Raw genomic sequence first — 26,391 nt, forward strand, 5'->3', positions numbered from 1 at the left:
GTAGATCACTAAAACAAACTATGTCACGGAAAAATACATCTCAGTTATTAAATAAAGAAAGTTGCCAATTAATCAGGATGTTTTCCGAAAACTTACGGACGTTTTTTGCGAAAGCGCCAGGTGATGAGATGCTGAATAATGATTAATGAGAAGGCATTAATGTCACTAAATCCAATTCCCCCGCTATCTTAATATCACTAAAGTCATTAACTGTTTCAAATAAACAGTACAACGCAATATGAGATGTAAATGTGCTTTTCAATCCTGCCTTATAGAAAGGCAAGGATAACCAGAGTGTAAGGAGGAAAGATAATCGATTGCATAGATCAGTAACTAAGAACAAATCGTTAATACCGATCGACTTGATGTAGTTAATTATCGTAGCCTGTCATCATCCTGGCGACACCTAAATACGCAAATAAGGAAAAAATCCTCATGGCACTGGAACCCACAATTGCTGAACTTGTTAACGACTTCATTACTGCAGGCCGTCCCTCTTCCCGCAGTCAGACGTTCGCTGAGCGCCGTGCCGGCTATATTGCCAGCACGGTGTTAGCGGGCGATCTTGAGCAACGCGTAAATGTTGATGATGTGGTCATCGACGGTATGTTGTTACGCGTCTACTCTCCGCTGGAAGCGCATGGCGCATTACCTGCCGTTATCTATTATCACGGCGGCTGTTTTGTCAGTGGCGGTTTTGCGACTCATGATAATCAGCTACGTCAGCTTGCTTTTTACAGCGGTTGCCGGGTGATTGCGGTGCAATATCGTTTAGCACCTGAACACACCTATCCCGCCGCACATGACGATGCAGAACAGGCGTCAAACCTCATCTGGCAGCATGCTGAAAGGCTTGGCATAGAGCGCGGCCGGATAACACTGATGGGGGACAGCGCAGGCGGACATCTTGCCCTTATCACGGCTCTGCGCCTGCGAAATACCGGACACTGGCTGCCGCACCTGCTGGTGCTGATTTACCCAATGCTGGATGCAACAGCGTCCTCTGAAAGCCATAAGCGCAATGGCGATGATTTTGTGCTGACCAGCGATACGTTGCTCAGTGGATTCGAAGCTTATTTCCCGCAAATTGATTTCATGCACCCTGAAGTCAGTCCGTTATGGCGTGATGATTTTTCAGGGCTGCCGCCGGTTCATATCATTACGGCGGAATACGATCCGTTATGCGATGAAGGCGAGGCGCTGTTCTCCCGCATGACAGAGCAGGGCGTGAACTGCACGGCCCAGCGCTATCTGGGAGTCATACACGGTTTCTTCCAGCTTGGCGGAATCAGCCAGAGTGCGCGCAATGTGATGCGGGATATTGCTGTACGTGTCAGTTCATCGGATACACCGTAAACTTTTTGTTTTTTGCGAGCTCGCTGTTGGCCTGTTCGCATAATTCAAAAAGAACAGGGATCAGGTGAGCGGAAGCTTTCAGATAATCGCTGACCTGTGCAATCCCCTCCGGGAGCAATATCTCGCTGTTCTCAAGTCCTTCGCTTAAGCACAACAGCCCCTGACATAACCCGCTGGCAGATTCTGACGCCAGCGCATTAAGATCATATAACTGTGCATCATCAAAGTGACTGAAATCCAGCCCGGCGATAAGCGAGCGAAAAACGGAGATAGAGTTAGTCGTAAACGCGGTGTGGTTATCAGAATCAGTCATACAAGTCATTCCATTGTCAGTGAGTCGAGGCCTCCGGTACTGGCGAGGTGATTGCCGCTGCCAGAGAACTGTATGCCTGTTGGTGCACCAAAGAAATAGACTGGTTATAATTACAGTAGTTTGTTGTCAAATCTGGAAGATGCCTCGCAAAATCCTCTCAGTGAATCAGGAATATTAACCACCAGTGTGATTTTTATGAGATAAAAATTGAAATTGGTTAATTAATAACAGCCTCTTCCGAATATTATCCTGATGGAACTGAAAATAACGCAAATTAAAGATAATGAAAACGGGTGGTTGTCACGGGATGTTATTATCACACTGGCGTAATTTACTGATTAATGCTAATTTGCCGGTATAATTGTTATTAAATATTTCCATTCAAAAGTTTTGATAATTTACAGGTGATGCATTTTCAATCATATTGATAATTATTTAACCCATAATACAGATATTGTTTCTTTTATTTACATTTAAACATTTTATTGCTTAGTATCTGTGCTAAACATATTTTTATCTTATAGGGAACTTTCTGAATTTTCACTTTGACCCCCGTCATACCTATGTTAATTATTTATACGCGGCGCAAGACCGCACACACATCACATAAATAATAAAGACAGGGTAATAATGAGCAAATTAAAAACGTCAATGCTAATTGGCGGCGTCGTGCTGTCGGCATTATCTGCCAGCGCGCAAGCCGAGATTACTGTTTTAGATAAAAATCCTCAAAGTAATGCTTTGCTGGCACCGCTGAGTTTGCAGGTTGGCGGGAGTATTCGTCCTGAGTGGATTTTCAATAACGGCCCGGAGCCGGGTTATTATAAAAATGGTCACGATGGCGGTACCCGCTTCCGCTTCCGCGGCGATTATAAACTGACGCAGGATACCTCTGTCATTGCTTACTATGAGCTGGGCGTGGACATGGCGCACCTGCTGGGTATGGATGATCACTATGCCGAAGGCTCACGCCGTGACACTCAGCGTCAGTTATATGCGGGTTTTAAAGATGACCGTTACGGGACATTAACCTACGGCCACCAGTACGGCATTTATTATTCCGTCGTCGGGATTAAAAGTGATGTCTGGGATAACGATGGTCATGCAGGCGGCACGGGTATTGGGATTAACGGTAGCTACGATGGTGCGAATAAGCCAAAAAGCAGCCTGAAATATACCAACGACTTTGGTCCTGTGACGTTATATGCCAACTACTTATTGCCGGAAGATGAAATTCAGGCGGGCGAGAATCAGCATTATCGCCGTAATAATGGTGGCGGTTTAGGTTTCGATTATAAACTCACCAAAGATTTAGTCTGGAGTGCGGCTTACAGCCTGACTGATGCGACGGTCAAAGATAATCAATATAACGAAAAAGATTATCATCAGCAGCTGTCTGGTACGGCATTAACCTGGCAGCCTAATAACTGGTATATCGTCGGGACCGGCAGCTATTACAAAGATTTCGTGCCAAGCACCCGTGAAAATCCTGTCGATCATTACTTTGCAGGCAGCGGTTACGGCGTGGAAGGCTTTGTCGGTTATACCTTTAATATCGACAAACCGTTCCTGAAATCTATCCAGCCATACGTTGCAGCGGATTCTCTGCAACTGAAAGGCGGCGAAGAATATCACGCGAACCACGTTTATCTGGGCGCGGGTACCACTATCGGTTACGGCTTGTCTGTCTATGTGGAACGCACACTGGCGCACTCTACCGACAACGAACCGGATCAGACCTGGGTGACCGTTTTCTACGATTTCTAATCCGCACGCCTCGTGGATCATCAGGCCAGCGCATATGCGCTGGCTTTTTTACGTCTGCAGATCGGCTTAGTGCGGCAGTGCTTCCGCGACGTCTGTCACCACTATATCATCCTCGCTAAATGGCATTTCCAGCGTCTGATACAGCACTTCCAGCCGTTCACAAAGAATATAGCTCAGCAGATCTTTCGCCTGCGGATTATCCAGCGACACAATGGCATAAGACAACGCACGGCAATGATCGACGATCTCTTCCAGTTCCAGCGGGGTATTGTCGTAAAGGTTAGGCATTTTGAGTGCTCCAGAAAATAGTGAATTTACTACCACTGGAGACGCTAACCTCGTGGTGGTAGCTCAAACAGCGTTAGCGTTACCGGTTTTCTGGATCCGGTGCTTCGTGAGAAGCCACTGTCTGAGCCACCATAATTTAGGTGAGGACAGACCGTACCACATTCCCCATTTTTTCATAGGGTTGTCGGTACCAGAAAATGACAGAACGCTAATTCTGACTACGGATTTTGCCGCAGCGAAGAGAGTCTAATACGTGGGAATTTGTACAGTAAGTGGAATTTTTAAGCAGTTTTCGTTTTTGCGAGAAGTCTTGGAAAAGGGATGAAATGCGATGAAACCATATAATTCATCTTTCTAATATTCATGTGGGTGATCAATCGATAAAATAATTCCTAGAACCTATGGGAAATATTTTATTACTAGCGAGCCGACGCTAAGGATTGAACATGCCGAGTTACGATTTCGTAGTAGGAGAGAAATACACAAGGGCTGATGTGTACCGGATTTGTGAAGTGCCTTTAGAAAAGCAAAAAGGTGAATGGCTCACCGGATATCGCGTATATGAAGGACGGTATTTTATTTTTTGTACTGTCGGTGGCGCGGGGCGAACGGGTGATGATCATGGCAATCATTTTATCGATGAAGATTTATTGTGGCATGGAAAATCAAAATCTCATGTTGGTCAAAAATCCATTATTAATTTACTGGCGACCAGCAGTGAGGTTTTTGTGTTCTACCGCTCACATGACAGAGAACCTTTTACTTTTGCAGGGTTAGGAACACCGAAGATCATTAAAGAGACGCAACCGGTTGAAGTCTTGTGGTCATTTTCAAATGTACAAGTTCCTGCATCTCTCCCAGAAGAGGTCTCTGAGCCAGAGAAGTTTATAGAAGGTTCGGTCAAAACTATCATGGTCAACGCCTATGAGCGTGACCCTAAAGCACGTCAGAAATGTATCGATCATTACGGATATACATGTGTAGTTTGCGGATTTGAGTTTGAGAAAGTTTACGGCGCTTTAGGTAAAAGTTTCATCCATGTGCATCATCTCAAACCATTGGGTGAAATTGGTAAAGCTTATGAGGTCGACCCCATGGAAGATTTACGGCCAGTGTGCCCCAACTGCCACGCCATGCTGCATAGACGAGAACCTGCCTTGTCGATTGAAGAACTCAAAACACATCTTAAAAATCAATAGTGCAAATATAAAGAGGCGCATCCTTGCGCCTCAGTAACATTATTGCCCAAGCAATCCACCCCCCTCAAAAAATCCTTCCCATCTCCAGTTGTCCCATCAATAACGCGTTATCACTGTAATCCACCGGGACGGCGACGACGGCGGGGCCTTGTACGTCCATGGCGGCGCGCAGGGTGCTTTCCAGGGTTTCGGCGGAGGTGACGGCAAAACCTTTGGCGCCGAAGGCGTCGGCGTAGGCTTTGAAATCAATCGGGCCGAATTGGATACCGGAGGTGCGCTGGTATTTTTTCTGTTCCTGGATTGCCACCATGTTATAGGCCTCATCAACCCAGATGATGTGCAGCAGATTGACGCCGAGGCGGACGGCGGTTTCCAGTTCCATGCTTGACTGCATAAAGCCGCCGTCGCCGGAAACAGACACCACTTTGCGACCAGGGTCGACCAGCGCGGCGCCAATCGCCCACGGCAGCGCGACGCCCATGGTTTGCTGGCCGTTGGAAATCAGCACCTGACGCGCGCGGAAGCTGTAAAGATAACGGGCGATCCAGATATGGAAACTCCCCATGTCGACGCACAGCGTGACGTCGCTGTTGACGATATCCTGCATCGCGCGTACCAGACGCAGCGGATGGATCGCAAACTGATTCAGGCTGCGGCCTTTTTGATCCAGCAGTGCACGTTGCTGGCGGCGATCTTCGAGAATGGCGACGGAAGAGGCGCTCAGGTTGATGCGTTGCTGAATCTGTTCTGTCAGCAGATCCAGCGTGTCGGCAATATCGCCCACCAGTTCGACGTCCGGCAGATAGTCGCTGTCGGTTTCGGCGGGTATCACGTCGATATGCACCAGTTCAGCGTTGCCGTTGCTCCATTGCGCCGGTTCATACTCGACCGGACTGTAACCGATGGTGATGACCAGATCCGCGTTGCGCAGCAGGCGGTCACCGGCCTGATTGTTGAACAAGCCGACGCGACCGGCGAAGCGGTGGAACGAAGCCTGATCGATAACGCCTGCCGCCTGATAGGTGCTGGTCACCGGCAGATCGCTTTTATGCAGCAGACGGCGGATCGCCTCAGCGTTGCGTGGCTGGCTGGCCATCAGGCCGAGCAGCAGCACCGGATTTTTGGCCTGTTTCAGTAATTGCGCGACCTGTAATATTGCGTCGTGCGGTGCGCTGCCGAGCACCGGCGGTTGCGAGGTCAGGAGTTTCCCGCTGGCCGGTTCGTTGACGATATCCATTGGCAGACTGATAAATGCTGCGCCCGGACGCCCGAACTCGGCGGCGCGAAAACCGTTTGCCAGCACTTCGGCCAGGGCGGAAGACGAGGTGACTTCGGCGGAATACTTGGTGACCGGACGGAACATCGCGACGGTGTCCATGGTCTGGTGCACCTGCTTGACATGATCGGCGCGTTTCACCGCACCGCCAAGCGCCACCAGCGGATCGCCTTCGGAGGTTGCGGTGGCCACACCGGTGATCAGATTCGAGCAGCCGGGGCCGGAAGTGACCAGTGCAACGCCTGCTTTACCGGTCAGACGGCCCACGGCACCGGCCATAAAGGCGGCATTGGCCTCGTGGCGTACCGGAATCGTTTTGATAGGGGAATCGACCAGCGAATCGAATACCCGGTCGATTTTTGCGCCGGGAATACCGAATATGTGTTTTACGCCCTGTGCTTCAAGCTGTGCGACGACCAGATCTGCACCGCATTTCCATTCGCTTTGGCTGTCTGAATTTTTCATGGTTTTGTTCCTTCTGTCTGCGGGCTGTTAGCTTTCAACGGACTGAATCGCATCATTTAAATCGTCAGGACATAAGTTGGCATGCAGGAAATCGCTGTCCTGCGGGAAGTCGATTAATAGCTTTTCGACCGTGCCGAAGGTCAGCACGCCGCACTCCACCTGATAATCCAGTACATGGCCGCCACTGCTGCGTGTCTGATTGATGAAATGTTCGTGATAGCCCGCGACGTTAATGCCTTGCATATACGCAGGTGTCAGAAAGCCAATCAGCACGCCCTGGCTGTTTTCGATATGAAACGTTGGCTGCGCTTCGATGGCTTCCAGCATCGGTTTATAAGGGCGGTGTTGTTCCGGCACGGTGCGGGTCTCGACGCGGCTGAACTCGCCATCAATGCGCAATGCGCAAAAGGTGTTCTGACTGGCAACGGCGTTGTCGATAACCGCGTGAATTTGTTCGCGGCTGTGCGGGCGATCAATGACGTATTCATTCGTAGGATTAAAGAATGTCATGACGGCGAAGGGTGTTTTTTGTTCCGGTTTTGCCCGCCGGGCGCTGCCGTCGCCACGTAACTGGAAGATATTGCTGTTGAATGCAATCAGTTCACCGTCGAGACGATTAAAGGTACCGAGGCCAAAATCGCCGTGTTTCAACAGCTCTGCCATTGTGGTATCGCCTTCATAGACGCCGCTCAGCAAGGCGCTCATCAGTGATGACTGATAGAGCACGCGGTCAGGATGCTGCTGTTTAAACGCCGTCGCCGTGCGGGCAATATCGGCGACGCAGGAACAGGACTCAGAATGGCTTTTCATGCAGGAACTCCGTTCGAATAGTTAACTTTGCTAACTAAAGGTTGACGCCATTCCGTTCTGAGTTCCAATATGAGGAGGTGTTTACTTTGAGACGTTTTTGATATGGAACTTCGTCATCTGCGCTATTTTGTCGCGGTAGCAGAGACGGGCCACTTCACCCGTGCTGCCGAACTCCTGGGAATATCCCAGCCTCCTCTGAGCCAGCAAATTCAGCGGCTCGAACATGAAATCGGAACCCCTTTACTCAAACGTCTTACCCGTGGCGTCGAACTGACCGAAGCCGGAAAAGTGCTGTACGACGATGCACAAACCATTATCAAGCTGACCGATGCTGCCTTTGAACGTACCCGTGCAGTGGCGCGTGGCTTGAATGGTACGCTGCGCATCGGCTTTGCCACTTCAACGGCTTTCAACCCGCAGGTATTTGAACTACTGCACCGTTTTCGCGACAAATATCCGGGCATGGTGCTGGAGCCTCAGGAAAAAGATATGGCCGGGCTGATGACCGCGATGGGCGAGGGCGCACTGGATGCAGCGTTTATTCGTCTGCCTTGTGAACGCAGCAAGGAGTTTAGTTTTAAGGTGCTGGATATCGAGGAAATGGTGGTGGCGCTACCGAAGAAGCATCCGCTCAGTCAGGGGAAAGAAGTCCGGCTGGCGGCGCTGCGCCACGATATGCTGATCACCTTTCCCCGCGATTTATCGCCTGGGCTTTATGATGCCGTGACTCAGGCGTGCAAAGAGGCGGGATTTTCGCCGCGCTACGGGCAGCAATGTCCGCAAATTACCTCAGCGCTGAGTATGGTGGCGACAGGTTTTGGTTACGCGCTGGTGCCGGCGTCACTGAGTAAAATTGATGAAACCAATGTGCGCTGTCTGCCCCTGGCAGGGCAGACATTAACGACGCAAATCGCGCTCGCCTGGCGCAGAACGGATAACTGCAAGGCGGCGCTGCATATGGTGGGGTTATTGTAAAAAGGTCAAAGCAGAGAATCTTTCTGAGCCAGAACAAAAGCCGGATCGCGTAATTTAACGCTGACCTCTCTGCGAATGTTTTGGCTGAGATTTCCCTGAAGGCGACAAATCTGGTGATAGCCGTGTGATAACCAGTTCCAGCTTCCCACCAGCGCATAGTGGTTATCCACCAGCAGCAGTTTTTCGTGAGTGCCTTCGTTTATCCGGATCACGTTTTCTCTGCCAAGGGACTGAATATATTGCTCAATCAGCAGAGGATCACCGTCCCGCTCAAAACCATATTTTGCATGATCGTAACCATAATAGACTTTGACATCGATTCCCCGCTGACGCGCCGCAGTTAACAAACTGAGCTGAGGATTTTCACCTTCGCGGTTAAAACGAAGCCAGGGCGACACAACAATCAACTCCTGCTGACATTGTTGAGTGGCGGCATGGAAAGCATCAATATGCTCACAATCCCGGTAATAGGTTTCCACCGCCGGGCTCTGGCTCAGTTCGCTAAACTTAGGGTGCTGGCTTCCCAGTTCAAGAATGAAATCATTAGCACATACTTCAGCCAGCGTTTTCAGATACCGGCCCGCCGCAATCAGACGATCATAATTACCCACCACAATAAATTGTTGTTTGGCCCGGGAAACCGCGACGTTGAGCAGGTTGGGCTTATTGTTCTGGAACTTGTCATTGTCTCGCGGCGAGTGGATCACCGGACTATAAATGATGACTTCAAACCCGGTTCCCTGGAATTGATGAACCGACCCAATTCGCAGGGAATCATAGTGCCCCAGGCGGTTGCCCATTTTTTGGATCAGCAGGTTCTTCTGATTGGCGTAAGGGGTGATAATGCCGACATCTTTCGTCAGGTCATAACCGGCGCTTTCCAGCTTCGTCAGCAGGTCATCAATCGCTTCAACCTCGTCCAGATTGGTATTTGCACCGGGACCCTTTTTGCCCTCCACGCTGTAAAACATCAAATGGTGACTGTCCATCGCCGCAAAGGCACTGGCAACCGCTTCAGAAGGCGGTGCGGTTTCCACAGAAATGCCCTCATAACCGGCAAGCTGAGTAAACAAGGCGGCAATCGGTGGCTGGCAGCGCCGATGCTCATCAAGCACGATGCCGTTACCTATGTCATTGACCGAGCCTGAGGAGGTTCCCGCTGCACGGTGATAGGCGGTGACTAACATCGGTGACATGCGATCATAAAGCAGGTCGTCATCGCCGAAGTGTTGTTCCCGTAGCTGATTTTGCACCCCTTCCGACAGGGTTCTGATTGGCTCGATTTGTGCGGGGTCACCCACAATAATGGCCTGCTCACTGCGGCTCAGCAGAGGAACCAGTGTTTCGACTGACACCATGCCCGCCTCATCACATAACGTCAGATGGTAAGGTTTTACTTTCTCGAAATCCCCGAGGTTTTCATAACCGGCCGGTTTATACGCTGAGGCTAATGTCGTGGCGATGACCGGATAAGCCAGTGAAAGCAGGCGATAAAACTCTTCCTGACGGGCATTTCTGTAAGTGAAGTAATGGGGCGAACGGGGGCGGGTTAATAAGTCTCTCCACACGGTCAGGATTTCTGTGAGCTCGGTTTTGCGGGTTAACTGCTCCTGCCACAGGAATGCGACGGCATCTTCAAACATGGCGCGATGTTGCCGGATAAAACGCAACCTCAGGATATCCGGCCAGTCTCCTTCCGGATAATCTTGTGCGAAGGCGCGCGCCCTCTCTTTGGTCTCTAAAATATGACGTTCCAGAGCCTGTAAACGGCCCAGTTGCTCATGCAGACTTTTCAGTTTCGGGATCCTGTCAGCCTCCGGTTCGGGGCCTTGCAATATCTGCAAGTGGGCTAAATCCTCTTTTTTATTCCTCAGTTCGCGACTGTAATGCAGTAAATCGGCCATTTGCTGATGAGATAAATCATTGAGACCTAACGCCGTGAACTCCGTGAGATTCATGGCCTGGGCTTTTTCGCGTCGGGCATTTCGTTTTCCGGAGAAAAAGCGCGTCAGGAAAGCGGCGATGCCTGAACGGGGATAATCACCGTAAATATCTTCGAGCAAATCCGGAAGGGTTCCCTGCATAAACCGGGTGAGTGCCGTCAGATCAAAACTGACTGGCCAGACTGAAAGCCAGTACCGGGCGCGGATATTGGCCTGTTCCCAGGCTTCCAGTTTCTGCGCATGATTCTTTTGTTCATCATGAAGAAAACGGGCAACCGCGGTGAGATGGACAGCGTTAAATGAAGTGACCGGGATCCCGACAGACTCCGCCTGCAGGACAAAAGCGTCCTGCTCACTTTTCAGGATCGCGTCGAGATCATGCAACCGGGTCGTCGGGTCGCCGCACGCAGAGATGGCCTGCTGAAGCGCATTTTTCCTGGTGTGATAGTGCGTATAACAATGGTTAATCATTTCCCGGTTCTGGCACAGACGCTGTTCAGCGGATCCGCGCGCACGGGCATCGGCAGATTGCTGCTCATAAGTTTTTAACAACTTATCGATGCGCATGACTTCAGACTGGACTTTTTCTTTTGAACCGGCCTGGAAATACAACCAGTCGAGACCTTTTACAACATCATCATCGCGTAAATCATCAATGACATTTTCTACCGCTTTAATGGCCGTCGAGGTGATGAGCATGCCCAGATTACGATCATTGCCGTCAATAATAGCCAGGGCGCGCTCAACCACTTTTTGCGCAATTAATGATTTGAATAACGTGGTTTTACCGGTTCCCGGCGCGCCCTGAACCGCCACGAGGGGCAGGTTTTTTTGAACCGATTGTAATGCCTGCATTTGCCCGCGCCCCAAAGGGTATTTTTTTTCAAATAATCCCAACGTGACTACTTTATTTATTTCTTCATTATTGAGTGGCTCATCCTGCTGACATAAATATTTTTGCAGCAAAGGAAAGGCGGACAGGTCATTACGGGACGTTAAACAGGTGAAATCTTTACCGTCGCGCTGTGTATTAAAGTCTTCATTATGCAATTCGCAGATCAGGGCATTGAATCCCGTTTCCAGTCTGGCATTTCGCCATTTAGTCCCAACCAGTTTCTCTTCAATCCACATCTTCAGACCCGCAAATGCCTCCAGGAATGAATTATATTTTTGTTCATTCAGGGCACTGATCAGGCTCATCATATGGCGATTTTCGCCCAGTTCGCTGATATCAAATCCCAGTAATTCTTTGAATGCGGACAACAGCGGAGAAACACGGGTGCCATCCTTAACCGGGATTAAAACAGTTTGCTGGCCTTCCTGTATGAATAATTCAGGATTCAGCTGAAAGGAAAATAAAGGGAGGTATTTCGTGGTTTGTTTGTTATTGCTGAATTCACTGTAGCGGATGATCGGGAAGAGGAAATGTACCGGTGTTGTACTCTCTACTTTCCCTTTATTATCATACTTAATGTATTTTTGTTTCAGAAGCTCAAGGGTATTAGACGAAAGTGTAATGCGTATTCCGTCATCATCATCACGAACGTTCCGGTCAGTAAGGTATACTTGCTGGTATTCGTGAAGGTTGTCAGCCGGGATTTTACTTTTTTCCATGCCGCTGTATTTGATATATTCCTGCCAGGCCTTCAATACTTTTAATGATGTATCTTCCATTGCTGAAAACTGTCCTGAAAATGAGCTAATGATGGGCTATTGCACCAGAATCAATAGGATAGTGAGAGGGGGATGAAGGAATAATACGCCTCAGCGTTGAGGCGTACCAGTCTGTTACTCAATTCAGTGTTATTTACACCACAATAATCACAGACACGCGACGGTTCTGGGCGCGTCCGGCCTGGGTTTTATTGCTGGCAACGGGCTGGCTCTGACCTAATCCGCGGGTATGGATATTGGTACGCGGCATTCCCGCATCGGCAAAGGCGGCGGCTACCGTGTTGGCGCGATGCAGTGACAGATCGTTATTGTAACCGGCGTCACCGTAGTTGTCGGTATGGCCGTCGAGATTGACTTTATTCAGGCCGACATGCAGCAGTTCACCGGCCAGTTTTTCTACCGACTGCTTACTTTCTGGCGAAAGCGTCGCCTGATTATTGCCAAACAGCACTTTGGCATCCAGCCCCAGTTCCCAGCCATCTGCCGTCTGTGAGAAACCATTTTTTTGCAGTACGGCGATTTGTTCTGGCGTTAATCCCGCCGGTTTGCTCTGACAGGCGACCAGCAGCAAAATGCACAGCCCCGTAGCGGCGAAATGACACCAGGTCTTGAAAGTGTTGCAGATCTTCATATTCAGTAATTCCTTTTAGTCTTTCATCACGGCAGGAAGCGGCATACCTGAAGAGACATGCCAGCAATTGCCGGAAATTTTTTTCGAGCGGTACATGGCCTCATCGGCCTTATCCAGTAACTCTTTCGCGCTGGTGGCCTGAGAAGGCGACAGCGCAATACCGATACTGAGAGAAACATCCAGCGTCTTGTTATTGAGCAGGATGACGGGGGTTTTCATGATTTCAACAATCCGTTCGGCAAAAGCCACGGCCTCTGCGGTGGAAACCATCGGTTCAAGCAAAATGGCAAATTCATCGCCGCCCAGACGCGCCAGCACATCGCCTTTACGCAGTGTTTTCGCCATCCGTTCGCCTATCACCATCAGCACGCGGTCTCCGGCGGCATGACCGAGTGAGTCATTGATCTCTTTAAAGTTATCGACATCAATAAACAACAAGGCCAGTGAAAGCGCCGGGCGCATCGGGTTAAAGCATTGGTTGAGCGTATCAATGAAAAACGCGCGATTATGCAGACCGGTCAGTCCGTCATGCAACGCTTTTTGGGTCAGTGAGACGTTCTCGTTGCGCATATGGTTTTCCCAGGCTTCCAGCTCTGTCAGCAGGCTGTTGAAGTCCTGGCTCAGGGTGTGTAGCTCGACAATCGGCGCGGAAGGTACGCGCAAATTGAACGACCGGTTGGCCGTGACGTCATGAGTGACGCGCGTAATGTGACCGAGGGCATCGACAATGCCTTTTTGCATCCTGCGGGAAAAATACAGCGCGACCAGTGCCGTCAGTACCAGACAGCCGATCAGGCTAAGCACCGTCTCCAGCAGGAAGCCCGTCAGGCTGCCGCCGTTACCGGCGAGCCAGACGGTACCGATGAGCGAACCTGAATGATTCACTGGCATCGTGATGGGTTCCGGGAAAGCCAGGTGGCCGACGAGCTGGCCGAGCTTGTCCCAGTTGCTGTTTACCGGTCTTTGCCATTCGGTGAACGTCGCACCGGCAGGCGTCAGAATTTTAGCCTGGGTGAAATCGCCTCTTTTGGCGATGAACTCCAGCGAATCATGCGCGGCAGCAGGGTCGTTAAACACCAGCGCAGCTTCGGTGGTGTAGCTGATGGCACGCGCGGTCAGTTGCAGATTATTTTCGGCATGCGAACGCAGGGCGATCAGGGCCAGCAAAATCAGTAAAAAACCGGCAAGGCCAATCGCGGTCAGAATCACAATCATATGGATTCTGTTCAGTGCGGCGCTTAGCGTCGGGCGCTGGCGCGGCTGTTCTTTGTCAGGAACAGGAATTTGATTTTCCATAGTTACTCCTTTTCCCTGGCAAGTTGTAATACGGCGGGATTAACCCGCACACCGCTGCGGGACAGCGTGTCCAGATTCAGTTTGAATCCGGTATGAAGGGGCGTGATCACCAGACAAAATGCGTTCAGTAATGCGCAGGCATCGTCCTGCTCACTGAGGGTCAAAATGGCCTGGCCTTCCAGACGCAGATGCAAATCGTTTTGCTGCTCTGCCGTTGTGCTGCCGGAATAAATCGCATCGCATTGCGTCGTCAGCAGCGGACTCTCAAAAGGCAACGTCATCACTTTGAGCGGCCTGCCGGTAAAAGCGCTGCCATCGGGCGTGAGTAATGCGGCGTATTTGACTGGCGGAATGATGCACAGCGTTAAAGAAGAAGAGGCCGTTTTGTCAGGCCAGCGCGAATAACTGAGGATTCCGTTAACGGTCTGGGCGACGGCGGCATCAGGTGACGTCTCGCTGGTTTCGGCGATAACCGGTTTTAACGGCGCGATCAGAAGCACCGTTAGTAGCGCAAAGCCATACGCGGCCTTAAACAAATGGCCGGCAGGTATCCTCCCTGACAGGTAAAAAGGTGATCGGGCTTTTTCCATTGCGTCGCTCTGCGTTTCTTCCGGTTGAAAGTGTTTCACCGGAATAAGAATAACTTTATCGGCATAACTTCGGAAAGCGTCAATAAAAAATTTTCGCCCTAAAAATGCATGCCTTTTGTGTCGATTTTTTTACAGAAAACAGAAAAGTTGCGAATACTAAAGGAAAACTAATGAATTGTGTAATTTCTGCGAGATTTTTTTGAGCAGAGGCAGGCGAGGAGCGCCGATAAATAACCCACATTGTCGGTATTTCAACCGTTATATAAATAATAGTCACGGTGATAACAAAATATGACAAAAAATAAATGTTATCGTAATCACTATTTGATGAATTTAAATTACAGGAAATGTTAATAGATTGGAATTTAAAGGAATAATAGACGCCATTTTATCAATATTCGTGACCATGATCTCAAAGCCACACCGTTAGGCAGATTTTTATGCTGCTGATAGGTATCATGCCCGCATTAATGGTATGTTTTAACCGTCAGGATGGTTTTTTCGATGACGGGTGCAGTAAAAAAACATCAACCATTCCTGGGGAAAACGGAATTATTTTTATAATTAGGTACTGAGGAATCATGGATAATACAACAATCGGGACACTGTCTAAAAAATCAGTAAGTTCCTGGCGTAAAACTGACACCATGTGGATGTTAGGTTTATATGGAACGGCAATTGGTGCAGGCGTTCTTTTTCTTCCTATTAATGCGGGGATTGGCGGGTTAATACCGTTAATTATTATGGCCATCCTCGCTTTCCCAATGACTTTCTTCGCTCACCGCGGCTTAACCCGTTTTGTTTTATCGGGTAAAAATGCCGGTGAAGATATTACGGAAGTGGTGGAAGAACATTTTGGTATTACAGCCGGTAAATTAATTACACTGTTATATTTCTTCGCCATTTATCCTATTTTACTGGTTTACAGCGTGGCGATCACGAATACGGTTGAGAGTTTTATTACTCATCAGATGCATATGAATGCGCCGCCGCGTGCGTTGCTGTCTCTGATCCTGATCCTCGGATTAATGACGCTGGTGCATTTTGGCCAGGATATCATTGTGAAGGCGATGAGCATTCTGGTGTTCCCGTTTGTGGCGGTGTTGATGGCACTGGCGCTTTACCTTATTCCTAACTGGAATACGTCAGTGTTTGAAAACGTCTCGCTGTCCGGGAACGGCGTGGGTCACGGTATGCTGATGACGCTGTGGCTGGTGATCCCGGTCATGGTGTTCTCGTTCAACCACTCGCCAATTATCTCCTCTTTTGCTGTAGCAAAACGCAAAGAATACGGTGATGACGCGGAGAAGAAATGCTCGCGCATTCTGGCCTTTAGCCACATCATGATGGTACTCACGGTGATGTTCTTTGTCTTCAGCTGTGTCCTGAGCCTGTCTCCGGCCAACCTGATGGAAGCCAAAGCGCAAAACGTGTCTATTCTGTCTTATTTAGCTAATCACTTCTCTAATCCGGTGATTGAATATATCGCGCCGTTTATTGCCTTTATCGCCATTACCAAATCTTTCCTCGGCCATTATCTGGGGGCGCGTGAAGGTTTTAATGGCATGGTGATTAAATCTCTGCGCAGCAAAGGCAAAACAATTTCCCTGCCAACGCTGAACCGTTATACCGGTATCTTTATGTTATTAACCACCTGGTTAGTCGCAACCCTGAATCCAAGTATTCTGGGTATGATCGAAACGCTGGGTGGTCCGATTATTGCGATGCTGTTATTCCTGATGCCAATGTATGCCATCCGTAAAGTCCCTGCGATGAAAAAATACAGCGGCCATATCAGCAACGTCTTCATTGTTATTATGGGTTTGATTGCGATGTCAGCCATTGTATTCAGCCTGATGGGCTAATTATTAACGTTATCTGAAATAAAGTGAGCGGGAATATCCCGCTCCTTTCTCTCCCGTTTCCCTTTTTATTCTGCCCGTAAATAATTTCACATGGAGTGCCCACCGTGATCAGCGTCTTCGATATTTTCAAAATTGGTATTGGTCCATCCAGTTCGCATACTGTTGGTCCGATGAAAGCCGGGAAAATATTCACTGATGAGCTTATCTCTTCAGGTTATATAACCCAAACGACCCGCGTGGCGGTTGATGTTTACGGGTCATTATCATTGACCGGTAAAGGACACCATACTGATCTGGCTATCATTATGGGGCTGGCGGGTAATATGCCGGATGACGTAGACATCGATGCGATCCCGGCGTTTATCCGTCAGGTAGAAAATACCGGACGTCTGATGCTGGGCAAGGGCGTAAAAGAAGTGGATTTTCCGGCCGGTTCAGGCATGAATTTCCATTCCGGCAATCTGCCGTTGCATGAAAATGGTATGACAATCAGCGCATTCAGCGGTGATGAACTGCTGTATACGCAAACTTATTATTCTGTCGGCGGTGGCTTTATTGTCGAAGCCAGCAAGTTTGGTGTGCAGGATGAAAATCCGGTGCTGCGTCCGTATCCGTTCCGCTCGGCCAGCGATTTGCAGAAACATTGCACGGACACCGGTCTGTCATTGTCGGCTCTGATGCTGCAAAACGAACTGGCGGGGCATACACGCACAGAAATCAGCGATCACTTTGCGGCCATCTGGAATGTGATGAGCGAAGGCATTACGCGCGGTATCCATACCGAAGGTTTGCTGCCGGGGCCGATGAAAATCAACCGCCGTGCTGCCGCGCTGCGCCGCATCCTGGTAACGCAGGATAAAAACAATGTCGATCCGATGGGCGTCGTGGACTGGATCAATATGTACGCGATGGCGGTTAACGAAGAAAATGCGGCGGGCGGCCGTGTGGTTACTGCTCCCACCAACGGCGCGTGCGGCATCATCCCTGCCGTGCTGACATATTATGATCAGTTTATCCGCCCGGTCAGTCCTGACTCTTACAGCCGTTTCTTCCTGGCTTCCGGCGCGGTCGGCATTCTGTTCAAAATGAATGCGTCGATTTCCGGTGCGGAAGTGGGCTGTCAGGGTGAGGTCGGCGTGGCCTGTTCGATGGCGGCGGCAGGCCTGACAGAACTGCTGGGCGGCAGCACCGCGCAGGTATTTATGGCGGCAGAAATCGCGATGGAACATCACCTCGGGCTGACCTGCGATCCGCTGGCCGGGCAGGTTCAGGTGCCATGCATCGAGCGCAACGCCATTTCGGCCGTGAAAGCGGTCAATGCATCACGTATGGCATTACGCCGCACCAGCGAACCGCGTGTGTGTCTCGATAAAGTCATCGAAACCATGTACGAAACCGGCAAGGACATGAACTCGAAATACCGTGAAACCTCGACAGGAGGTCTGGCGATTAAAGTTCTCGCCTGCAATTGATTTCTTTTCTCATCCTTTCCTAAAAGGCGGGAAACCGCCTTTCTCGTCTCCTTCCTGATTTTTGTCCTGTGCTATGTTTTCAGATACCTGCATTACGCAGAGGTATGTTTTTTCTGCCTCACAACACCTGGAAAACAGTTAAAAGGAAAGGCTCGGTATGTCTAAATTCTTCATGAATGACCGCAAGACTCTGATTAACGATGTTATCGAAGGGGTGATCCTGACCTCTCCCTATAAAAACCTGGCAAAACTGGATATCGATCCGGCCATCCGTGTGGTCGTACGGCGTGACTGGGATAAGAAAAAGGTTGCACTGATTTCAGGGGGTGGCTCGGGTCATGAACCGGCGCATATGGGGTTTGTTGGCAAAGGCATGCTCACGGCGGCAGTGTGCGGCGAAGTGTTTGCTTCCCCGAGCGTGGACGCCGTGCTGAATGCGATTGTGACGGTCACCGGTAAAGCCGGCTGTTTGCTGATCGTCAAAAATTATACCGGCGACCGTCTGAACTTTGGTCTGGCTGCTGAGAAAGCGAAAGGCATGGGCTATGACGTCGAGCTGGTGATGGTCTCCGACGACATTTCCCTGCCGGACAACAAGCAGCCGCGCGGCATCGCCGGGACGGCGCTGGTGCATAAAATTGCCGGTTACGCGGCTGAGCAGGGCAAATCTCTGAAAGAGGTCGCCAAAATTGCTCAGCAGGCGATTGACGCCACTGCCAGTATCGGTGTTGCGGCGGCCGGGTGCAGCCTGCCGGCTGGCGGTGAAGATGAGGAAGAACAACGTATCGAATCCGGCCACGTTGAGCTGGGCTTAGGCATTCACGGCGAACCGGGTGTGTCGACCCTGAAAACCCAGAACAGTAAAAAAGTGGTGGATACGCTGGTTGGTAAGCTTGCGGAACACGTGAAAAAAAGCGACAAGCTGGCGATACTGATCAATAACCTCGGTGGCGTTTCTCCGCTCGAGATGAATCAGATCACCAAAGAACTGGTGCATTCGGCGCTGGGCAGTTCGATCCGTTATCTGATTGGCCCGGCATCGCTGGTCAGTGCGCTGGATATGAAAGGTTTCTCGCTGTCGGTAATTGCCCTTAAAGGCGGTATTGAAGAAGCCTTGCTGGCAGAAGTGGAAGCGTCCGGCTGGCAGCCTCTGGTGAAGCTGGAAAAACTGGCGACCAAAAAAGGCAAGAAAATCAGCGATAAGAAAGCGGTGAAAGCGTCTTCGAACGCGCAGGTCGGCAAAATCGTTGAAACCATTACTCAGACACTGTCTGATCTGGAAGATGAGCTGAATAAACTTGATGCCAAAGTCGGTGACGGTGATACCGGTTCGACCTTTGCCACCGGCGCGCGTGATATTCAGAAAGAAAACAAAGGCAATAAATTACCACTGAACAATGTGGCCGATCTTCTGAGCGTAGTCGGTGATCGTCTGGCGACCGTGATGGGAGGATCCAGCGGTGTGCTGATGTCGATCTTCTTTACCGCCGCCGGTAAGAAAGTCGGCGAGGGTGAAAAATTACCGAAAGCGCTGTTGTTCGGCCTCGAACGCATGAAGCATTACGGCGGGGCTGATCTCGGCGATCGCACGATGATCGACGCACTGCAACCGGCGCTGGAAGCCCTTGGCAAAAAAGATGCGCTGAAAGGGGCGGCTAAAGCGGCAGCCAAAGGGGCCAAAGACACGGCCAGCATGAAGAAAGCCAATGCCGGGCGTTCTTCTTATCTCAGCAGCAACAGCCTGAAAGGGGTGAAAGATCCCGGCGCGGTGGCCGTTGAAAAAGTGTTTGAGGCGCTGGCGAAGAAATAAGATTTACGCCAGCAAAAGAAGAAAGGCCTGCGGGAAACCGGCAGGCCTTTTTATTATTCTCAGCCCTTTGAAATCAATGTCCGACCGGCCAGCGATCCAGCGTGATATTGCGCTCCGGTGCTTTCGCCACGAAATCTGACAGCACCGCTTTCACATCAGGGTCGATATAACCGACATTCTCACGTTCGACACGGACCACGCTGTTATCGGGGATTTCCGCCAGCAGGCTCTGTAAACGCGGGTTATGCAGGAACGTCAGGTTTTGGTGAAAACGCATCACATAATGATTTTCGTCGCGTGTAAGCTGCATCGCATTGTGATGGCTTTTGTAGGTGCTCGACAGCAACTGCGCGAGCAACCCGATGCCGATCCCGGCCAGCATACCGAAGAGCAGAATACCCGCCAGCGTGGCGATAAACGGCAAAAACTGCGGCAGGCCAAGCCGCCACTGGGTCATGAAAAGTGCCGGTGAGGCCAGTTTGTAGCCGGTATACAGCAGCACCGCAGCCAGGCAGGCCAGCGGAATGGTGTTAAGCATTTCGCTGAAAAACATGCCGCACAAAAGCAATAACACACCGTGAAGCAGGATCGATACCTTACTGCGCGCGCCGGTATTCACATTCACCGAACTGCGTACGATCACAGCGGTGATCGGCATGCCGCCGAGAAATCCGCTGATCAGATTCCCGATCCCTTGCGCGCGCATTTCTTTATCGGGCGAAGGCGCGGGTGTTTGCTCTTTCAGCTTCTTCAGCGCTTCCTGGCTAAGCAGCGTTTCCAGGCTGGCGACCAGCGCCAATGTCGCGGCAATCACATAAATCTGCGGATTGTTCCACGCGCTCCAGTTCGGTTTTTCCAGCTGCGAGGTCACTTCATCTACGCTGTCGAATTTCGGCAGCGCAATACGCGGCATGGCCTGTATCGAATCCGGTACGATGCGGTCACCGAAAATCACCGCCAGGCTTCCCCACAATACCGCCACCAGCGGGCCGGGCACATAAGTCATCAGCTTGATGCGCTTAAACGGCGGCGTCGTCCATAGCCACAAAATCAGCAATGCCACAGCCGGGACGATCAACGCTGTGGGCGACAAACTGAAGGCCGGATCGCTGAAAATGCCGCGTAATCCCTCTTCTCCCTGATAGCCCAGTGCGACCGGGATCTGCTGCATGATCAGTAAAATACCGATCGCTGCCAGCATGCCCTGGATCACCGAACCAGGGATCAGCGAGACAAAGCGTCCGGCTTTAATGATCCCGAAGACGATTTGCAGAACGCCCGCCAGCATCAGCGCCAGCAACAGAGAGGAAAAGGATCCGAGTGTTTCCATCGCGCCAACCACAATCGTCACCAGCCCGGCAGCCGGTCCGCTGACTGCAAAACGCGACGGACTGAGCAGGGTGACGATCACGCCACCGATAACGCCGGTCAGCAGGCCGACAAAAGGTGGCAATCCGCTGGCCTGAGCAATGCCAAGACTCAGCGGCAGCGCAACCAGAAACACGACAATCCCGGCCGGGATATCGTAACGCAGAAAATTCATGTTCAGATTTTCAGGGGATTTCATCGTCATGAAGCGGTCTCCACTGCGTATGAGGGGGTGAGGACGGGGCGTGGGAATAATGCGGTCACAATAGGCTTCTCTCTGTCAGGGGGCGGCGAAAATGCGCGATGGCCCGGTGGCGGTCAACGTCTAAAGTTAGAAATTCTTTAGTTACGATTTGAAGCTTTCTGATGCACTTTCTAACATGGTAGTCGGCAATTCCGCATAAGGAAAATCTTAGAGTGTTGCGGTGGTGATCACGGAAAATGGGATTTACGGCCTGAAAAGCTTGATCTGACGCATGACAAACCCACTTGTCGCAGCAGCCGTTTTTTCGCCCAAGTATAATCTCCGGCCTTGATTTTCTGGCTGCGAAATCACGATGCATTAGCCGTGCTTAAGCAAAATTCCTCTTTTTTCAGCGAAAACTCTTTATGCCAATCAGCCTGATCCAACCCGAACGCACCCTGTTTTCTTATCCGCGCTACTGGGCCGAATGCTACGGCACGGCACCGTTTTTCCCGATGAGCCGGGCGGAAATGGATGAACTTGGCTGGGACAGCTGTGACGTGATCGTGGTGACCGGCGATGCGTATGTCGATCATCCGAGTTTTGGCATGGCGATCATTGGCCGCATGCTGGAAGCGCAAGGTTTTCGTGTCGGGATCATTGCGCAGCCGGACTGGAGCAACAAAGAGGATTTCATGCGGCTCGGGAAGCCGAATCTGTTTTACGGCGTGACCGCCGGCAATATGGATTCGATGATCAACCGCTATACCGCCGACCGGAAATTGCGTCATGACGATGCCTATACGCCAGGTAACGTGGGCGGTAAACGTCCCGATCGCGCAACGCTGGTCTACACCCAGCGCTGTAAAGAAGCCTACAGCGATGTCCCGGTTTTGCTCGGCGGTATCGAAGCCAGCCTGCGTCGTATCGCACATTACGATTACTGGTCCGATACCGTGCGCCGCTCGGTGCTGGTGGATTCCAAAGCGGACATGCTGATTTACGGCAATGGTGAAAGGCCGCTGGTGGAAGTGGCGCACCGCCTGGCCGCGGGGGAATCCATCAGTGACATTCATGATGTGCGTAACACCGCCGTGATGCGCAAAACGGCGCTGACCGGCTGGAGCGGTGTCGATTCCACACGCCTTGATAAACCGGGGCGCATTGAGCCGATCATGAACCCGTACGGTGAGGATCTGCCGTGTTCAGAAGGGGAATTACCTGCGCCGGATGCCCCGCAGCCGGTAACGGTGCGCGCGCCAAAGCCGAAACCGTGGGAGAAAACCTACGTTCTGCTGCCGTCATTTGAAAAAGTGAAGGGCGATAAAGTGCTGTACGCGCATACTTCGCGCATTCTGCATCACGAAACCAACCCCGGCTGTGCGCGTGCGCTGATGCAAAAACACGGCGACCGCTATGTGTGGATCAATCCACCGGCTATCCCGCTGTCTACCGAAGAAATGGACGATGTATTTGGCCTGCCGTTCCAGCGCGTACCCCATCCGTCTTACGGCAAGGCGAAAATTCCGGCATATGACATGATCCGTTTCTCGATCAATATTATGCGTGGCTGTTACGGCGGTTGTGCGTTTTGTTCGATCACCGAACATGAAGGGCGGATCATTCAGAGCCGCTCTGAAGCGTCGATCGTCCGGGAAATAGAAGAGATCCGCGACAATGTTCCGGGATTCACCGGTGTGATTTCCGATCTGGGTGGCCCGACCGCCAACATGTATATGCTGCGCTGTCAGTCGCCGAAAGCGGAGCAAAGTTGTCGCCGCGCGTCCTGTGTGTATCCGGAAATTTGTACACACATGGACACTAACCATGAGCCGACGATCAACCTTTACCGCCGTACGCGCAGTCTGAAGGGGATCAAGAAAATCCTGATCGCGTCAGGCGTACGTTATGATCTGGCGGTGGAAGATCCGCGCTATATCAAAGAACTGGCCGAGCATCACGTGGGCGGGTATCTGAAGATCGCGCCGGAACATACCGAAACCGGGCCGTTGTCCAAAATGATGAAACCGGGGATGGGCAGTTATTACCGGTTCAAAGAGCTGTTCGACAGTTATTCGAAACAGGCCGGGAAAGAGCAGTATCTGATCCCGTATTTCATTTCTGCGCATCCGGGCACACGCACTGAAGACATGATCAATCTGGCGCTGTGGCTGAAGAAAAATCGTTTCCGGCTGGATCAGGTGCAGAATTTTTATCCGTCGCCGCTCGCCAGTGCCACCACTATGTATTACAGCGGTAAGAATCCGCTCGGCAAAGTGGATTATAAAAGTGAAGATGTGGTCGTGCCGAAAGGCGATCGTCAGCGGCGGTTGCATAAAGCCTTACTGCGCTATCACGATCCGGTGAACTGGCCGGTGATCCGTGAGGCACTGACTGCGATGGGTATGCGCCGCCTGATAGGGATTCGCCCTGATTGTCTGGTGCCCCCGGACGGTTTTGATCCGCAATGTGCGGCCTCACGTTCAGGCAAAGCGAAACCGGCTGCTACGCGTTTTACCCCCGCAAAAACGCAAAATCCGGCGGCCGCAAAAGCAAAACCCGCCGGACAGAGGGTTAATCGAGGTAAAAGACCGGTTTAAGGTCGTTGCTGACCGGACTGTTATCGGCATTGGCAGGCATTACGTCTGCCATATGCTTCCACCATTTCTGGCATATTTCCGTTTTTGCCACCGCGTTCCATCTTTCTTCTGATTCAATTTCCACATAGCCAAACAGCAGATTACGTTTTTCATCGAGGAAAATGCTGTAGTGATGCGCGCCGTGGGCTTTCAGGGTTTCCGCCAGTTCCGGCCAGATTGGCGAGTGTCGGCGCTGATATTCATCGTGTGCATTCGCATTAACCTGCATCACGAAACATTTACGGATCATATTTTTCTCCGGTTAGATTTACTCCCTCCCCTGCGAAGGGGAGGGAGTAAAGAAATGACACCTGCTTTCTTCCCCTTCACAGAGGCAGAAGCTAAAAACTACATGGCTTTCAGATACAACTCGCGCACTTCTTCACGGGTTGCGGTGCGCGGATTGCACGGCGCACATGGGTCAGCGAGAGCCTTGTCGAGCCAGCCTTCTATATCCGCTTCACAAATGCCCAGTTCTTTGAAACCGGAAGGGATCCCCACGCGGGTGGACAATTGGCGGATAGCGTCAATGGCCGCAATACTGGCCTGCGTTTCGCTGATACCTTGCGTCTGTACGCCCATCGCGCGGGCAATGTCGGCAAAGCGGTGAGGCGCACTGGCGCGGTTAAACGCTTCGACGACCGGCAGCAGGATCGCATTACAGACGCCGTGCGGCAGATTATGTGTCGCGCCAGGCTGATGCGCCAGTGCGTGAACCAGCCCCAAACCTGCGCTGTTAAATGCCATACCGGCCAGATATTGCCCCTGCGCCATTTTCTCGCGGGCTTCGATATCATCGCCGTGATCGACGGCTTTTGGCAGCCATTGCGTGATCGTTGAAATCGCGGCAAGTGCTGTCGGGTCAGTCAGCGGATGTGCGCCGACGGAAACATAGGCTTCGATGGCGTGGGTCAGCGCATCCATGCCGGTCGCGGCGGTGACACTGGCCGGAATTTTGAGCATCACTGCCGGATCGTCCACGGCGATATCCGGGATCAGACTGGCGTCGATGATCACTTCTTTCACCTGACGCTGGCTGTCGATGATCACCGCATTACTGGTGAGTTCTGCCGCTGTGCCTGCCGTAGTATTAATCGCCACCAGAAAGACACCCGGTTTACTGACTTTGCCGATACCGGAATACAGGGTGGCAGGGCCCGGATTGGCGGTCAGAATTTTGATGCCTTTTGCGGTATCAATCGGGCTGCCGCCACCGAAAGCAATCAGATAATCGCAGTGGTTTTCCTGATACAGACGGAAGCCTTCATCAACATGGGCGGAGGTTGGATTCGGCACTACGCCGCCGTAAATGGCATAAGGCAGTCCGGCCTGTTTGAGTGCGGAGAATAAATTGTCGAGCAGACCCAGTTCGATTAACTGACCATCGGTCACGATAAGGGCTTTACCCTGTGGTTTAGTCGCCAGCATTGCAACCATATCTTCGATTGCGCCCTGACCGTGGAGGCTGATTTTAGGTAAGGCCAACATGAAACTCATAAAAATTCCCTCTATAGAGTAAGTAAAATAGGTGTTCTGCTGCCTGCTGCTCCGGGGTCTTTGCCATTTCCTGCTACGGGGAACATCCGCTGTCCCCCGTGCATGATTTATGATGTCAGGAGCATAAAGTGCCTGATCAGGCTTTTAATGCGGCCTCGAAAGGTGTGACTTCAAAACGTTTGCCGAGGGCAATCAGTTCTTCAGTCTGGATAGTTTGTTTCATCCCCCCCATGGAAATCACTTTCACCAGGATCTCCGCTGATTTTTCGGCGGTGTCGATCAGGCCAAAAGCGTCGTCCAGCGTCGGGCCGCAACCGAAGATACCGTGGAACGCCCACAGCACCAGGCTGTGATGTTGCATCCGGTCGGAAGTCGCTGCTCCGATACCATCGGTGCCCGGCACCATCCACGGTACAATCCCCACGCCGTCGGGGAAGACCACCAGACATTCCGTGCTGCATTCCCACAATTTGCGGGTGATCTTGGCGCTGTCGAGTTCAAGCACGTACGTCAGTGCGATCAGGTTGGTCGCATGGCAGTGCATGATGACGCGATCCTGACCGTTGGTGACACGTTTACGTACGGCATGAGATTGCAGATGGGAGGCCAGCTCCGAAGTTGGCAAGCCGCCTGCGGTCAGACCCCACAGGATTTTGTAACTGGCACCTTTATCATCGAGCTGAATAACGGTCAGCGCTTCTGACGGGGCCAGTTGCACATTACGGAAAAACTTACCGGAGCCGGTCACGATGAAATATTCGTTGGCCAGATCGGGCGCGTGCTGAGTCAGCTCAACCTGACGTGGCTGCGCGTAAAAATCATTTATATAAGGTGCGACGTCTTCCGGTAACAGACGCATGCTGACGTTGCCGCCGTTACGTTCATCCCAGCCTTTCAGCCACATATCGGTGGTCGCCTTGACCATACCTTGTACAAACCACGAGCTAAATAATGTTTTCATCGGTGCTTTCCT

Annotated in this window: 20 protein-coding genes; 8 read left to right on the forward strand and 12 right to left on the reverse strand. The window is 51.2% G+C overall.

What is annotated here, in order from left to right; all coding sequences use genetic code 11:
• Positions 1–435: 435 nt before the first annotated feature.
• Positions 436–1,356: an alpha/beta hydrolase gene (locus tag J1781_RS13845; protein ID WP_217218722.1), complete on the forward strand. Its 921-nt coding sequence runs from the start codon at positions 436–438 to the stop codon at positions 1,354–1,356.
• Here the strand turns inward: J1781_RS13845 and J1781_RS13850 are convergent.
• Complete coding sequence (locus J1781_RS13850; protein ID WP_217218721.1) at positions 1,334–1,669, reverse strand: hypothetical protein; 336 nt, start codon at positions 1,667–1,669, stop codon at positions 1,334–1,336. The genes J1781_RS13845 and J1781_RS13850 overlap by 23 nt on opposite strands.
• 630 nt (positions 1,670–2,299) lie before the next feature.
• On the opposite strand from J1781_RS13850, the gene J1781_RS13855 reads away from it, so the two are divergent.
• The gene (locus tag J1781_RS13855; protein ID WP_129953308.1) at positions 2,300–3,436 is read left to right on the forward strand and encodes a porin; all 1,137 of its coding nucleotides are present in this window, start codon (positions 2,300–2,302) and stop codon (positions 3,434–3,436) included.
• A gap of 66 nt (positions 3,437–3,502) precedes the next feature.
• On the opposite strand, the gene J1781_RS13860 is transcribed toward J1781_RS13855, so the two are convergent.
• Positions 3,503–3,724 carry a hypothetical protein gene (locus J1781_RS13860; RefSeq protein WP_129991277.1) on the reverse strand — a complete coding sequence of 74 codons (222 nt, stop codon included), beginning with the start codon at positions 3,722–3,724 and terminating at the stop codon, positions 3,503–3,505.
• Between the two features lie 446 nt (positions 3,725–4,170).
• On the opposite strand from J1781_RS13860, the gene J1781_RS13865 reads away from it, so the two are divergent.
• Positions 4,171–4,923, forward strand: coding sequence for an HNH endonuclease (locus tag J1781_RS13865; RefSeq protein WP_217233770.1), 753 nt, complete (start codon positions 4,171–4,173; stop codon positions 4,921–4,923).
• Between the two features lie 64 nt (positions 4,924–4,987).
• Here the strand turns inward: J1781_RS13865 and alsS are convergent, their stop codons facing one another.
• Positions 4,988–6,664 carry an acetolactate synthase AlsS gene (gene alsS / locus J1781_RS13870; RefSeq protein WP_129953304.1) on the reverse strand — a complete coding sequence of 559 codons (1,677 nt, stop codon included), beginning with the start codon at positions 6,662–6,664 and terminating at the stop codon, positions 4,988–4,990.
• Positions 6,665–6,691: 27 nt separating this feature from the next.
• Positions 6,692–7,474 carry an acetolactate decarboxylase gene (gene budA, locus J1781_RS13875; RefSeq protein WP_217219230.1) on the reverse strand — a complete coding sequence of 261 codons (783 nt, stop codon included), beginning with the start codon at positions 7,472–7,474 and terminating at the stop codon, positions 6,692–6,694.
• A gap of 102 nt (positions 7,475–7,576) precedes the next feature.
• Here budA and J1781_RS13880 point away from each other — a divergent pair, with 102 nt between their 5' ends.
• Positions 7,577–8,449, forward strand: coding sequence for a LysR family transcriptional regulator (locus tag J1781_RS13880; protein ID WP_129953302.1), 873 nt, complete (start codon positions 7,577–7,579; stop codon positions 8,447–8,449).
• Between the two features lie 5 nt (positions 8,450–8,454).
• On the opposite strand, the gene J1781_RS13885 is transcribed toward J1781_RS13880, so the two are convergent.
• The 4 genes from J1781_RS13885 to J1781_RS13900 all read right to left on the reverse strand — a co-directional run bounded on the left by J1781_RS13885 (position 8,455) and on the right by J1781_RS13900 (position 14,583).
• Positions 8,455–12,066 carry an AAA domain-containing protein gene (locus J1781_RS13885; RefSeq protein ID WP_217233771.1) on the reverse strand — a complete coding sequence of 1,204 codons (3,612 nt, stop codon included), beginning with the start codon at positions 12,064–12,066 and terminating at the stop codon, positions 8,455–8,457.
• A 133-nt stretch (positions 12,067–12,199) separates the two neighbouring features.
• On the reverse strand, positions 12,200–12,697 hold the full coding sequence (locus J1781_RS13890) for an outer membrane lipoprotein YfiB (protein WP_129953300.1): 498 nt from the start codon (positions 12,695–12,697) through the stop codon (positions 12,200–12,202).
• 15 nt (positions 12,698–12,712) lie between these two features.
• Entirely contained in the window at positions 12,713–13,993 is a 1,281-nt protein-coding gene (locus J1781_RS13895) for a diguanylate cyclase DgcN/YfiN (RefSeq protein ID WP_217139534.1), read from the reverse strand.
• Positions 13,994–13,995: 2 nt separating this feature from the next.
• The gene (locus J1781_RS13900; protein ID WP_238483544.1) at positions 13,996–14,583 is read right to left on the reverse strand and encodes a regulatory sequestration protein YfiR; all 588 of its coding nucleotides are present in this window, start codon (positions 14,581–14,583) and stop codon (positions 13,996–13,998) included.
• 581 nt (positions 14,584–15,164) lie between these two features.
• On the opposite strand from J1781_RS13900, the gene J1781_RS13905 reads away from it, so the two are divergent.
• From J1781_RS13905 to J1781_RS13915, 3 genes are all read left to right on the forward strand, one after another.
• Complete coding sequence (locus tag J1781_RS13905; RefSeq protein WP_129953297.1) at positions 15,165–16,448, forward strand: HAAAP family serine/threonine permease; 1,284 nt, start codon at positions 15,165–15,167, stop codon at positions 16,446–16,448.
• Positions 16,449–16,552: 104 nt separating this feature from the next.
• Positions 16,553–17,920 (forward strand): L-serine ammonia-lyase, encoded by a 1,368-nt coding sequence (locus J1781_RS13910; RefSeq protein WP_217220959.1) that lies wholly within the window; start codon positions 16,553–16,555, stop codon positions 17,918–17,920.
• A 157-nt stretch (positions 17,921–18,077) separates the two neighbouring features.
• Complete coding sequence (locus tag J1781_RS13915; RefSeq protein WP_217220960.1) at positions 18,078–19,730, forward strand: dihydroxyacetone kinase subunit DhaK; 1,653 nt, start codon at positions 18,078–18,080, stop codon at positions 19,728–19,730.
• A 73-nt stretch (positions 19,731–19,803) separates the two neighbouring features.
• Here J1781_RS13915 and J1781_RS13920 read toward each other — a convergent pair whose 3' ends face one another.
• Entirely contained in the window at positions 19,804–21,279 is a 1,476-nt protein-coding gene (locus J1781_RS13920) for a SulP family inorganic anion transporter (protein WP_217220969.1), read from the reverse strand.
• A 428-nt stretch (positions 21,280–21,707) separates the two neighbouring features.
• On the opposite strand from J1781_RS13920, the gene J1781_RS13925 reads away from it, so the two are divergent.
• Positions 21,708–23,882, forward strand: a complete 2,175-nt coding sequence (locus J1781_RS13925; RefSeq protein WP_217220961.1) for a YgiQ family radical SAM protein — start codon at positions 21,708–21,710, stop codon at positions 23,880–23,882.
• Here the strand turns inward: J1781_RS13925 and rhaM are convergent.
• From rhaM to rhaD, 3 genes are all read right to left on the reverse strand, one after another.
• On the reverse strand, positions 23,857–24,171 hold the full coding sequence (gene rhaM, locus J1781_RS13930; protein ID WP_217233772.1) for an L-rhamnose mutarotase: 315 nt from the start codon (positions 24,169–24,171) through the stop codon (positions 23,857–23,859). The two genes, J1781_RS13925 and rhaM, sit on opposite strands and share 26 nt — an antisense overlap.
• Positions 24,172–24,269: 98 nt before the next feature.
• The gene (gene fucO, locus J1781_RS13935; protein ID WP_217220962.1) at positions 24,270–25,418 is read right to left on the reverse strand and encodes a lactaldehyde reductase; all 1,149 of its coding nucleotides are present in this window, start codon (positions 25,416–25,418) and stop codon (positions 24,270–24,272) included.
• Positions 25,419–25,554: 136 nt separating this feature from the next.
• A complete protein-coding gene (gene rhaD / locus J1781_RS13940) occupies positions 25,555–26,379 on the reverse strand; it encodes a rhamnulose-1-phosphate aldolase (RefSeq protein ID WP_129953292.1) in 825 nt (274 codons plus the stop codon).
• Positions 26,380–26,391: the final 12 nt, after the last annotated feature.

This window comes from Rahnella perminowiae (assembly GCF_019049695.1).
Taxonomy (GTDB): domain Bacteria; phylum Pseudomonadota; class Gammaproteobacteria; order Enterobacterales; family Enterobacteriaceae; genus Rahnella; species Rahnella perminowiae.